At 68.7% G+C, this 11,178-nt stretch carries 11 protein-coding genes; 4 read left to right on the forward strand and 7 right to left on the reverse strand.

All coding sequences use genetic code 11. The annotated features are described in order from the left end of the window. Nucleotides 1-9 precede the first annotated feature (9 nt). Nucleotides 10-771 carry a uridine kinase gene (locus AAE021_RS02410; RefSeq protein WP_342024075.1) on the reverse strand — a complete coding sequence of 254 codons (762 nt, stop codon included), beginning with the start codon at nt 769-771 and terminating at the stop codon, nt 10-12. A 77-nt stretch (nt 772-848) separates the two neighbouring features. On the opposite strand from AAE021_RS02410, the gene AAE021_RS02415 reads away from it, so the two are divergent. The 4 genes from AAE021_RS02415 (at nt 849) to AAE021_RS02430 (ending at nt 4,837) form a co-directional block, all read left to right on the forward strand. Next, nucleotides 849-2,096 carry a cysteine desulfurase family protein gene (locus AAE021_RS02415; RefSeq protein WP_342024076.1) on the forward strand — a complete coding sequence of 416 codons (1,248 nt, stop codon included), beginning with the start codon at nt 849-851 and terminating at the stop codon, nt 2,094-2,096. After that, nucleotides 2,093-3,244, forward strand: coding sequence for a tRNA 2-thiouridine(34) synthase MnmA (gene mnmA, locus AAE021_RS02420; RefSeq protein WP_342024077.1), 1,152 nt, complete (start codon nt 2,093-2,095; stop codon nt 3,242-3,244). Before AAE021_RS02415 ends, mnmA begins: the two co-directional genes overlap by 4 nt. Nucleotides 3,245-3,363: 119 nt before the next feature. After that, the gene (locus tag AAE021_RS02425) at nt 3,364-3,744 is read left to right on the forward strand and encodes a chorismate mutase (RefSeq protein ID WP_152219443.1); all 381 of its coding nucleotides are present in this window, start codon (nt 3,364-3,366) and stop codon (nt 3,742-3,744) included. Continuing rightward, complete coding sequence (locus AAE021_RS02430; RefSeq protein ID WP_342024078.1) at nt 3,728-4,837, forward strand: hypothetical protein; 1,110 nt, start codon at nt 3,728-3,730, stop codon at nt 4,835-4,837. The genes AAE021_RS02425 and AAE021_RS02430 overlap by 17 nt, the downstream gene beginning before the upstream one ends. A gap of 28 nt (nt 4,838-4,865) precedes the next feature. Here the strand turns inward: AAE021_RS02430 and AAE021_RS02435 are convergent, their stop codons facing one another. From AAE021_RS02435 to AAE021_RS02460, 6 genes are read right to left on the reverse strand one after another with little or no spacing between them, the layout of a single operon-like run. Beyond that, on the reverse strand, nt 4,866-5,573 hold the full coding sequence (locus tag AAE021_RS02435; protein ID WP_342024079.1) for a DUF4166 domain-containing protein: 708 nt from the start codon (nt 5,571-5,573) through the stop codon (nt 4,866-4,868). A 6-nt stretch (nt 5,574-5,579) separates the two neighbouring features. Then, complete coding sequence (locus AAE021_RS02440) at nt 5,580-6,872, reverse strand: DUF58 domain-containing protein (RefSeq protein WP_342024080.1); 1,293 nt, start codon at nt 6,870-6,872, stop codon at nt 5,580-5,582. Between the two features lie 13 nt (nt 6,873-6,885). Continuing rightward, the gene (locus tag AAE021_RS02445) at nt 6,886-7,983 is read right to left on the reverse strand and encodes a MoxR family ATPase (RefSeq protein WP_342024081.1); all 1,098 of its coding nucleotides are present in this window, start codon (nt 7,981-7,983) and stop codon (nt 6,886-6,888) included. Continuing rightward, nucleotides 7,980-9,197 carry a DUF4350 domain-containing protein gene (locus tag AAE021_RS02450; RefSeq protein WP_342024082.1) on the reverse strand — a complete coding sequence of 406 codons (1,218 nt, stop codon included), beginning with the start codon at nt 9,195-9,197 and terminating at the stop codon, nt 7,980-7,982. The genes AAE021_RS02445 and AAE021_RS02450 overlap by 4 nt, the downstream gene beginning before the upstream one ends. Then, nucleotides 9,194-9,859 (reverse strand): DUF4129 domain-containing protein, encoded by a 666-nt coding sequence (locus AAE021_RS02455; RefSeq protein WP_342024083.1) that lies wholly within the window; start codon nt 9,857-9,859, stop codon nt 9,194-9,196. The genes AAE021_RS02450 and AAE021_RS02455 overlap by 4 nt, the downstream gene beginning before the upstream one ends. A 2-nt stretch (nt 9,860-9,861) precedes the next feature. Then, a complete protein-coding gene (locus AAE021_RS02460) occupies nt 9,862-11,136 on the reverse strand; it encodes a glycerophosphoryl diester phosphodiesterase membrane domain-containing protein (RefSeq protein ID WP_342024084.1) in 1,275 nt (424 codons plus the stop codon). Between the last annotated feature and the right edge of the window lie 42 nt (nt 11,137-11,178).

Here is an 11,178-nt window from a genome sequence, read left to right on the forward strand (position 1 = left end):
AGGACGATTCTAGCCGGATGCGGCCGGTCCGCGGCGATAGTTCGCGTCAGCGGCGGATATGACGCGGGGATGCTCCGGATGGCTGTTCTCCACCACCACTGACGCCTGCAGCGCCGGATCCGTGTCAGCGAAGTACAGCAGCTGGCCGCCCACATACCGGTGCATGTCCGGGTGATGCGGGTCCGAAGGCGAGCCGTCCCGCACCGCCATGCGGGCAGCAGTAACGGCGAAGGGAACGTCCAAAAAGATTGAAAAGTCCCAGTCCGCGGCCAGCTCGGCCCGGTGCAGGAACAGTCCGTCCACCAGGATGACGGCGGAGGCGGCGGCACGCTCCGGCGGCGGCGCCAGCACGGCGTCTGATGCCAGGTCGTGGCCGGCCGGCCGGCAGCAGCCGGATCCGCCGGGCTTCAGCGGATCAAGGACGTAGGCGCGGAACTGCTCCAGGTTGTAGGAATCGCGCCGGAATCCTTCGGGCGACCGGCTGCCGAGCCGGTGGCGGACGGCGCGGGGATGATGGAAGTCATCCAGTGCTATCCGCACCACGGGGCGGCGGAGCGGGTTCGCGGCAACAGTGTCGGCCAGGGCATCGGCAAAAGTCGTTTTCCCTGAACCGTCAACGCCGTCCACGGCCACGAAGATGCGCCGGCCCGGATGCAGGGCGCACAGCCGGGCAGCCAGGGCAGCCAGGAGCGGCGCCCGTCCCTCCGCTGCGGACTCCGGCACGGGTATCGGAAGCGGGCGGCGGGCGGCTGGTCCTGTCGGCGGCGTCACGGCAGCAGTCTGCCACGGAAAACCCCTTCACCCAGGGGGGAATCGGCATACACCGCGAACACCGTTAGAATTGGACGGTGCCCGTGTATCTAGATCACGCGGCGACCACGCCTATCTCGGCATCGGCCCTCGCCGCACTTACTTCAGAACTTCGCCGCAGCGGAAACCCGTCCTCGCTGCACGGCTCCGGCCGGCGCGCCCGGATGGTGGTGGAGGAGTCCCGGGAAGCCCTGGCAGCCGCCGCCGGCGCCCATCCGTCGGAGATCATCTTCACTTCGGGCGGAACCGAGGCCGACAACCTGGCCGTCAAGGGCCTGTACTGGTCCCGCCGGGATGCGGATCCCGCCCGCACCCGCATCCTCTGCTCGCCCATCGAGCACCACGCCGTCCAGGACACGGTCCAGTGGCTGGAAAAGCATGAAGGCGCCACCGTCGTGTGGCTGCCCGTGGACGGCGACGGCGTCGTACCCCTGGACGCGATCCGGGCGGAGCTCGAAGCCCACGCTGACACGACGGCGCTGCTGACCGTGATGTGGGCCAACAACGAGGTCGGCACGGTGCAGGACATCCCCGCCATCACGGCGCTCGCCCACGCCCACGGCGTGCCCGTGCACACCGACGCCGTGCAGGCGTTCGGCGCCCTGCCGGTGAACTTCCGCGCCGCCGGCGTGGACACCATGGCCATCAGCGGCCACAAGATCGGCGGACCGGTGGGCATTGGGGCGCTCGTCGTCGGCCGGGCGGTCAAACTCACCCCGGTGATGCACGGCGGCGGCCAGGAACGGGACATCCGCTCCGGCACGCTGGACACACCCGGCATAGCCGCCTTTGCCGCGGCGGCCCGCGAGGTCACTGAAAACCTGCCGGCGGAAGCCGAGCGGCTGCGGAACCTGCGCGAGAAACTCATCACCGGCGTCGAGGAAGCGATTCCCGACGCGGTGCTGCGCGGCGTAAGGGACGACGGCGGCGCCGGCGCCTACAGTGACGGCATGCCCCGCCGGCTGCCCGGGAACGCGCACTTCACCTTCCCGGGCTGCGAAGGCGACTCGCTGCTGTTCCTGCTGGATCTGGCCGGTGTGGAGTCCTCCACGGGTTCCGCCTGCACCGCCGGAGTTCCCCGGCCATCCCACGTTTTGCTGGCCATGGGCCTGAGCGAAACGCAGGCCCGCGGCGCGCAGCGATTCAGCCTCGGGCATACAACCACCTCCGAAGACGTTGACACATTGTTGGCTGCCCTTCCCGAAGCCTATGAACGGGCAAAAAAGGCCGGAATGGCTTCCCATGTCAGCAGCATCCAAACAGCAGGAACAGGTTTTACTTCATGAAGGTTTTGGCAGCAATGAGCGGCGGAGTCGACTCCGCGGTAGCCGCAGCACGAGCAGTGGAGGCCGGGCACGACGTCGTCGGCGTCCACCTGGCGCTTTCACGCATGCCCGGAACGCTGCGCACCGGCAGCCGGGGCTGCTGCACCATCGAGGACTCACGCGACGCCTGGCGTGCGTGCGACATCCTCGGCATCCCGTACTACGTGTGGGACTTCTCCGAGCGGTTCAAGGAAGACGTGGTGGATGACTTCATCGCCGAGTACGCCGCCGGCCGCACCCCCAACCCCTGCATGCGCTGCAATGAGCGGATCAAGTTCGCCGCGCTGCTGGAAAAGGCGCTGGCCCTTGGCTTCGACGCGGTCTGCACCGGCCATTACGCCAAGGTCCTCACCGACGCCGACGGCAACCCGGAGCTGCACCGCGCCGCCGACTGGGCCAAGGACCAGTCCTACGTCCTGGGCGTGCTGACCCATGAGCAGCTCAAGCACTCCATGTTCCCGCTGGCCGACACCCCGTCCAAGGCCGAGGTCCGCGCCGAAGCCGAGCGTCGGGGCCTGTCCGTGGCCAACAAGCCCGACAGCCACGACATCTGCTTCATTCCCGACGGCGACACCCGCGGCTGGCTCGAAGAGCGCATCGACCTTTCCGAGGGCGACATCGTGGACGCCTCCGGCGAGAAGATCGGCACCCACCCCGGTGCCAACGCCTTCACCGTGGGCCAGCGCAAGGGCCTGAAGCTGGGCCGCCCGGCCGACGACGGCAAGCCCCGCTTTGTGCTGGAGATCCGGCCCAAGGAAAACAAGGTCATTGTCGGACCGGAGAAGCTGCTGAACATCGACCAGATGCGCGGCATCAAGATCTCCTGGGCCGGCCTGCCGATCCCCGAGATCGCCGCCCGCGCCGAGTTCGACTGCATGGTCCAGGTCCGCGCCCACGGCGACCCCGTGGCGGCCCGCGGCTGGATGGAAGACGTCATCTCCGAAGAGACCGGCGGCGCCCGCGAGGAGCTGGTGGTCCGGCTGAACGAGCCGATGCGCGGCGTGGCCCCGGGCCAGTCCATGGTGATCTACCAGGGCACCCGTGTCCTGGGGCAGGCCACCATCGACAAGGCGCGGTCACTGGAATGGGATCCGACGGCGGTCTCCTAGCGGCGGTCGCCCAGCAGGTGCTGCACGGCCCGGATCCGACTTCGGCTCTGTCCCTGGGCGGCGGCTGCCGCGGCGTAACGATCTCCGTCACGCCGCGGGCCGGACCCTAGACTGGACCCATGACTGATACCCCCGCAGACGAGTTTGACCCCACGGCCAGTTCCCTTTCCGGGAAGGTCTCCGACGAGGTCATGCAGGAACTGCTGGCAGTGCGCAGCAGCATCGACAACATTGATGCCACGCTGGTGTACCTGCTGGCCGAGCGGTTCAAGGCCACGCAGCGGGTGGGATTCCTCAAGGCCGTCCACAGCCTTCCGGCCGGAGACCCGGGCCGTGAGGCAGCCCAGATTGCGCGGCTGCGCCGTCTCGCCGAAGACGCGCACCTGGACCCGGCCTTCGCCGAAAAGTTCCTGAATTTCATCATCAGCGAGGTCATCCGGCACCACCAGGCGATCTCCGACAACCACAACGGCGGCAACAGCAATGCAGCAGGACTCTAGACACCCGGATCAAGCAGAGCCGGCGCCGGACGCCGCAGCCTCCACCACGGTGACGGCAACAGCCCTCGGTGCCTGGCCGGGAACGGATCCGCTCGAGGCAACCCGGATCATCCGCGGCGAACTCGGCGACCCGCACCTTCCGTTTCTGGTGGAACTGCCTGCCCGGGGACCCGGGGCCGACGCCCTGGGACGCACCGCGGCCCTCCTAGTGGACCTTGCCGTTGACGTTCAGCCCCACGGCTGGCGGTTGGTGCCGCGGGCCGGAAAGGACCACCGGCGTGCCGTTTCCCTGCTGGGCCAGGACCTGAACGCCCTGGCCGACGTCGCCGGCTTGGAGGACAGCCCGTCCCGGCAGGTGAAGGTGTCCCTGCGCGGACCCCTTTCCCTGGCGGCCGGACTCCACCTGCACAACGGGGAGCGGGCGCTGTCCGACTCCGGCGCCCGCCGTGAACTGCTCCAGTCCCTGACCGCCGGGGCGGCGGGCTTTGTTGCGCGGGTGCGCGATGCCGTGCCCGGGGCTGAAATCAACATCCAGCTGGACGAACCGGAGATCGCCGACGTGCTCGGCGGAAACATTCCCACGGCCAGCGGATACCGCACCCTCCGCTCCGTGCCGTCCGCGGAGGTGTCGCAGGCATGGCACCAGATCATCTCGGCGCTGTCCGACGCCGGGGCCGCCCAAACAGTGCTTCGGCTGCCGGACACCGGCCGCACCGCCGCCATGCGTCCCGGGGCGCAGTCTCCCTTTACGCTGGCGCTCGGAGCCGGCGCCCATGGAGCTGCCATGCCCGCAGCCGGACTGACCGGAGCGGACTGGGAGGCGATCGCCGAAGCGGTGGAAGCCGGAAAATCGATCTGGCTGGGCATCCTGCCGGTGCTGCCAAACGGCGCTGAACCCCGCCAGGTCACCGCCCTCGTTCAGGACGTGATGCGGCCCTGGACCAAAATTGGCCTGGGCGCCGGCGCTCTGCCGGCTCTGCGCCTGACGCCGGCGTCGGATCTTGCGGAGGCATCGCCGTCGTCCGCCCGGAAGGTGCTGGCCAGGCTCACCCAGGCCGCTGAGGCCCTCACCTCGGTCGCAGCGGAAAGCTAGGCGCAGCCGAAAGCTGGGCGAAGCCGCGTCAGCGGCGCCGTTCCCACCGGGCCGGAACCGCGTCTGCGGGCAGCAAACCGTTCCAGGTCCGGCGGCGGTAGTCGAAGCTGCCGTCATAGACGAACACCGTTCCAACCTGCCGCTGAATGACCCGGGTTTGGATCCGGAAGGTGCCGGCGGCGTCGTACCACTGCTCCACATGGGCGTCAGCGGCGGCGAACCCCGGCAGGGGCAGCCGCAGCGGGCCCAGGAAGAGGCGGCTGTGGGGGGAATCCATCAGCAGATGGCCCTCCCCGGTCACGGACAGCACCAGATCGGTGGCGAGGTTCCGCCTGCGGCCCAGGTAATCAGTGAGCTGGGCCGGCCCGGTGAGGCTGGTGGTGTCCTCGAAGATCCGGTCGCCGCGGGGGAAATGGAAGGTCCGGACCGCCGTCAGCGAAGGGCGGCCCCACGGGTCCAGATGCGGATAGTTGCGGATGCTGAAGGGAATCCGGGTGCCGAAGTCTGGGAAAAAGGCGTTGGACACCGGAATCAGTCCCAGCAGCGGACGCAGCCACGGGCGGGGACAGCCTGCGGTTTCGAAAACCCCGGTTCCTTCACCGCAGGTGCCGGCCTCAGGAACCAGTGAGAAGTATTCCTGCAGCTGGGGCTGCAGCCGCTCAAAGTCAGGGCCGAGGACTTGCCGGTAGATGGAGGCCGGGGGACCGGCGGGCGGTGGGGCGCCGAAGCTGTTCATGAACTCCTACAATCTGCCGGAGGCCTTGAGCCGGATATACAGATCAGCGAGCTTGGGCGGCAGCTCATGCGGTGTCTCGTCAACCACCTCGGCGCCCATGGAGCGCAGCTGCGCCGTAATTGCCGCGCGGTCCAGCAGGGCGCGTTCGGCGGCGGCCGCACGGAAGGTCTCGGTGGCAGTGTTCCGCTGCCCGCGGAGTTCCTCCAGCTCGGGGTCCCGGACCGAGGCGATTACCACCACGTGCTTGTCCAGCAGCGCAGGAAGAACCGGCAGCAGCCCCTCCTCGACGGCGCCCGAGTCCAATGCGGTGATGAGCACCACCAGCGACCTCCGGGTGGAGGCGGACCGGACGGCGCCGGGCACCAGGGTGAAGTCCGCTTCAATCAGCTCCGCTTCCAGCGGAGCCATGGCCGTGACGAGATGATTGAGGAGGTTGCCCTTGGCCGCGGACTGGACGCGGGCACGGATCCTTCGGTCAAAGGCCAAAAAGTCCACCCGGTCCGCTCCGCCGTGGGCCAGCATTGCCAGCAGCAGTGCCGCCTCGATGCCGGTGTCCAGGCGGGGCTCATCCGCTATCCGCGCTGCGGAGGTGCGGGATGTATCCAGCAGCAGCACCACCCGCCGGTCACGTTCCGGGCGCCAGGTCCGCACGACGGTATCCCGCCGCCGGGCCGTGGCACGCCAGTCAATGGACCGGACGTCATCACCGCGGACATAGTCGCGCAGTGAATCGAACTCGGTTCCGGCACCGCGGAGCTGGACCGAGGCATTGCCGTCCAGTTCCCGCAGCCGCCGCAGCTTGGACGGCAGGTGCCGCTTGGCATGGAACGGGGGCAGCACCCGCAGCACCGCCGGGCTCTGCAGCGTGCGTTGCCGGGCGGCCAGGCCCAGCGGCCCGAAACTGCGGACCGTGACAAAGCCGGAGCGCAGTTCTCCGCGGCGTTCGGGCATCAGCTCCACCGAAAAACGCCGCGCTTCACCGGCCGGAAGACGCAGCTCCTGCACCGGATTGCGAGCACCGGCGGATGGCTGCCATCCGTCCCGAAACATGCCGCGCAGGTTCCGGGCTCCGTTGTTCCGCATGGTCAGCACCACGGTGGCGGGCTCCGTCAGGCGGACGCCGGCGGGGACGGTCCGTTCCAGGGACAGGGAGCGGGGCGACGCCGCCGCCAGCAGGTCCGCGGCTGCCGCCACGGCCAGGAACAGCAGCCACAGCCACATCGCGGCGGTGCCGGGAAAGAGCAGCACCGCCGCTGTGCCTGCTGCGGCAAGGAGGACCAGCCGGCCGGAGATCGCCATGATTGCCCGCGCCCTAGCGGGGCACCGGGACGGTGGCCAGGATGCTGCCCAGCACGTCGTCAACACTGACGCCGTCCATTTGGGCTTCCGGACGCAGTGAGACCCGGTGCCGCAGGGCGGGCAGTGTCAGCGCTTTGACATCATCCGGCGTCACAAAGGCCCGGCCGGACAGCCAAGCCCAGGCACGGGCGGTGTTGAGCAGGGCCGTGGCGCCGCGCGGCGATACACCGAGCTGGAACGAGGGAGCCTCCCGGGTGGCCCGGACCAGGTCTACAATGTAGCCCAGGATTTCAGGGGACACCGTTACTCCGGCGACCGCCGCCCGGGCCAGTTCGAGGTCTGCGGCCGTGGCCACGGCACGGACACCTGCTGCGCCGAGGTTCCGTGGATCGAACCCTCCGCTGTGCCGGCGGATGATTTCGATTTCCTCGTTGCGGCCGGGCAAATCAAGGGTCAGCTTCAGCAGGAACCGGTCCAGCTGGGCCTCGGGCAGCGAATAGGTGCCTTCATATTCCACCGGGTTGGACGTAGCCGCCACAATGAACGGATCAGGGAGCGGGCGCGTCACACCGTCCACGGAGACCTGGCGTTCCTCCATGGCCTCCAGCAGCGATGCCTGGGTCTTGGGCGGGGTGCGGTTGATTTCATCGGCGAGCAGGATGTTGGTGAAAACCGGTCCTTCCCGGAAGGAGAACTCCGACGTGCGGCCGTCGTAGATCAGCGATCCGGTGACGTCTCCGGGCATCAGGTCCGGGGTGAACTGCACCCGCTTGGTGTCCAGGTCCAGGGCTGCCGACAGGGTCCGCACCAGCAGGGTCTTGGCCACCCCGGGAACACCCTCCAAGAGGACATGCCCGCGCGCCAGCAGCGCAATGATCAGCCCGGTGACGGCCGCATCCTGGCCGACCACCGCCTTCGCCACCTCAAGACGGACATTCAGCAGGGCCTGCCGGACGGGGTCGGAGGCACCGCCGGCGTGGGGTGCCGGCGGCTGGGGCTGCGCGCTGTCCCGCAGGCCGGCCGGGTTCGGCATTCCTGCCGGCTGCGGTGCGTAGGAGCCGGGCGGCGGAACCGGACCGGGAGCTGCTTGCGGCTGGTACTGCTGACTCATGATGCGGTGACCTCTTCCTCTAGGGCTTGCAAATCCTGCGACCATCGCACCAGCTCCACGTCACCCTCGGGCGGTGCGGAATTCAGGAGCCGGTCAACGTCGTCCACCGTGCGGCCGGTGGCGTGTGCCGCTGCCCGCACCACTGACTCCGCCGTGGCCTGCGGACCCAGCCTCAGCCTGGCGGCAAGACGGGTGAGTGCCGCGGCACGGAGCGTTTCCGCCGCGCGGCCGGACGCCCGACCGTCCTGGTAAAGCCGGGCGCGGCCTTCGGCTGTCTCAGCGGACCGTACCACCACCGGCAGGGGTTCCACTGCCAGGGGGCCCAGACGGCGTCCGCGCCAGAACATGGCCAGCACTGCCACCACCAGCAGCCACAGCAGCAGCGGATCCACCCAAGATGGCAGCAGCGCCCGTGGATCGCCGGGCAGTTCGGCGGCGGGAATGTCTGCGGCCGTTGGCTGATACCAGATCAGCGTGGGGGCCGAACCCAGTGTGCGCAGGGTGAGGGCGGCATTGCCGCGGCTGGCCAGGGTTTCATTCGCGAGAAGCGCAGCATTACCCAGGACGACGGCGCCGTCGTCGTCGGCAGCGTAGATACCGGCATCGCCGTCCCCTGCCTCTGCCGCAAAGCAGACCACCGGTGCCCGGTAGGCCAGGCCGCCGGCATCCACGCTTGATGCCGCCCGCGCGTCGGGCACCCCGCATCCAGCCTGCAGTGCGGTGCCGTCCCTGTCCCCGGGAACCACGCCGGCGGAGCGGATATCGGGGGCCAGCGCTGACAGCTGTTCAAAACCCGGTTCCACCAGGACAGTGCGCCGGGCCGTGCCGGCGAGTTCAGCCAGTTGATCTCCGCCGAGAAAACCGCTGGGATCGATCAGCAGCAAAGTGGCCTCGGACCCCTCGTCCTCAAGCAGCTTCAAGGCTTCGTCGAAAGATCCGGGGGACTGAACGTCCACACCCTGTTCAGCCAGGATCCTGGCAGCGGCCATGGCTCCCTCGGGCGCAGGATTCGAGGGGGAAAGGGCAGGCTGTCCGGTGTCCGAACTGCGCAGGATGCCCAGGACCACGATCAGGCAGAGCACCAGGGCAAAGATGATCCACACCCTCCAGGCACGCAGGCGCGCCCGGAACCCGCTTTGTTCGGCGGGGCCTGCTGTTTCGGCCGGTTCCGCCGGTTCAGTTGTTTCGGCCGGTGCCGCCGTTTCCGCCGTCATCGGGGGACCGCCAGTGCCGCCGGAGCTGTTCCGGGCGGGGCTGGGGTTGATGATTGCAGGCGGCTGTCGAGGGCAGCGGCCTTTTCGGCGTCGACTGCCGCAGCCGGAAGACGCCCGTAGCGTACTTCGTCAAAGCGGCGCGCAAGCCAGAGAATCTCCGGGGCGTCCGCAGGGAACGCAAGGGCCAGGTCCTGTCCTGCCTCGGCCGCCGTGCGGCCGGCGCGCAGCTCGAGGATGACGCGTTCCTCAGCGGACCGGATCACCGCCCGCAGCCGCTCCGCCAGGGCAGTGTCCCACTCGCCGCGGGCCGCAGCTTCCTCCGACAGCCTCCGGTGGTCCACGGCATCCCGCGTCTCCCCGGCATCAAAAACCTCCTTGCGGCGGCGGGCATTCAGGCGCGGACGCACCAGGAACACGGCCACGGCCAGCACCACCGCGGCGCCGACGGCCAGCAGCAGCACGCCGAGAGAGGGATCAACGCCGGACAGGCCATCCAGGAGGTCCGCGAAAAAGCCTCCCAGCCAGGACCAGAACCGGTCCAGAAGGCTCGGCTGAGCTTCCTGGTATACGGACCGGGCAAGTTCCTGCTCGGCCCAGCTGCGCGCCTGTTCGCCGTCGGGAAGAACCGGGACTTCCGCCCTTGGCCCTGTTATCGGCGGCATGGTCACAGGCTGGGACTCCGGTTCCTGCCGGGCACGAGGTCCGCACCGTCCGCCACCGCAAGCTCCTGCTCCTTCATCAGGGTGATGTCGAAGCCCTCACGGCGGATCCGCAGGTCAACGTACAGGAGAGACGTTACGGCTGCTTGGAAGGCGTATCCGATGGCGCTGAAGAACGCGGTAATGGCCAGGTTCAGCGCCACCAGCGTCATAGTGGCGGCGGGTCCCGGCTCCCCACCGCTGCCCAGGGCCCCCACGAAGCTCAGGATCAGGATCACGGGGGTGCTGATCACCGAGGAAACGATGGTCACCAGCAAAGCGGTCAGGGCCAGGATGCCGAAGGAGCGCCAGAAATTGCGCCGGGTCAGCTGCCAGGAGCGGCGCAGCGACGCGAAGATCCCGGCCGGTTCGAACACCAGGGCCGCCGGAGCCAGGGCAAGCTTGACGGCGAGCCACACGGTGACGGCGATCAGGGCCAGGACACCGAAGATGACCACGGGGATGCCCAGGGCACCCAAGGCCTCAACAATCACGACCAGGAAAAAGGCAAAGGCAAATAATCCGATAATGAGGATTACCGTCAGCGCCACTCCCAGCCCCGCCAGCGGCAGCAGCCGTGAGCGGGAAAGCTTCCAGGTCTGCCCAAATCCTGTTTTGAGGTTAAGGATGGAGCGGGCAACCGGAACGACAAGCACGCCCTGCAGGAGCAGAACCCCGACGACTGAAACCACGGTCAGAAGGGAAGCGGAGGTCAGCGCCGGGCCCACTGCCTGGTCGGCCATTTCGAACTCTTCGCTGCCCAGAAGCTCGGGAGTAAACACGCTGCGGGCAAAAATCAGCGTCAGCACGGAGATGACGGCTTGAATCAGCAGCGCGCTGCCGAAGGTCGCAGCGGCATTCCGGCGGCAGGCCTGGAAGGCGCCGTCCAGCAGTTCGCCCAATCCCAGCGGCCGCAGCGGAATCACTCCGGGCTTGGGCGGGGGCGTCCACCCGTTCTGCTGGGGAAAGCCGGGAGGGCCCCACTGCTGCTGGCCCTGCTGGGGGAAGCCGGGAGCGCCCCACTGCTGGTCCTGCCGCTCCCAGGGGTTTGGCGGCGGGACGGGTTGTCCCCAGGGCTGGGCCTGGCCCGGCGGCGGGACGGGTTGTCCCCAGGGTTGGGCCTGGCCCGGCGGCGGGACGGGTTGTCCCCACGGCTGGCCGGGCGGGGGAGCTCCATCACCGGGCCCGGAAGACTGATCCCGCTCCCGCGGAGTATCGCCGTTGTGATTGTCCTGACCCAAGGTATGCCCCCAAAAGAGTTGTTTGCCCTCCTCCGACTATAG

Origin of the sequence: Arthrobacter citreus, from assembly GCF_038405225.1 — a bacterium.
Classification (GTDB): Bacteria; Actinomycetota; Actinomycetes; order Actinomycetales; family Micrococcaceae; genus Arthrobacter_B; species Arthrobacter_B citreus_A.

What these genes read in the sequence shown, in the direction of transcription:
- mnmA (WP_342024077.1), top strand. Translation starts at nt 2,093, where the DNA reads ATGAAGGTTTTGGCAGCAATGAGCGGCGGAGTCGACTCCGCGGTAGCC.
- AAE021_RS02425 (WP_152219443.1), top strand. Translation starts at nt 3,364, where the DNA reads ATGACTGATACCCCCGCAGACGAGTTTGACCCCACGGCCAGTTCCCTT.
- AAE021_RS02430 (WP_342024078.1), top strand. Translation starts at nt 3,728, where the DNA reads ATGCAGCAGGACTCTAGACACCCGGATCAAGCAGAGCCGGCGCCGGAC.
- AAE021_RS02435 (WP_342024079.1), bottom strand. Translation starts at nt 5,573, where the DNA reads ATGAACAGCTTCGGCGCCCCACCGCCCGCCGGTCCCCCGGCCTCCATC.
- AAE021_RS02440 (WP_342024080.1), bottom strand. Translation starts at nt 6,872, where the DNA reads ATGGCGATCTCCGGCCGGCTGGTCCTCCTTGCCGCAGCAGGCACAGCG.
- AAE021_RS02445 (WP_342024081.1), bottom strand. Translation starts at nt 7,983, where the DNA reads ATGAGTCAGCAGTACCAGCCGCAAGCAGCTCCCGGTCCGGTTCCGCCG.
- AAE021_RS02450 (WP_342024082.1), bottom strand. Translation starts at nt 9,197, where the DNA reads ATGACGGCGGAAACGGCGGCACCGGCCGAAACAACTGAACCGGCGGAA.
- AAE021_RS02455 (WP_342024083.1), bottom strand. Translation starts at nt 9,859, where the DNA reads ATGCCGCCGATAACAGGGCCAAGGGCGGAAGTCCCGGTTCTTCCCGAC.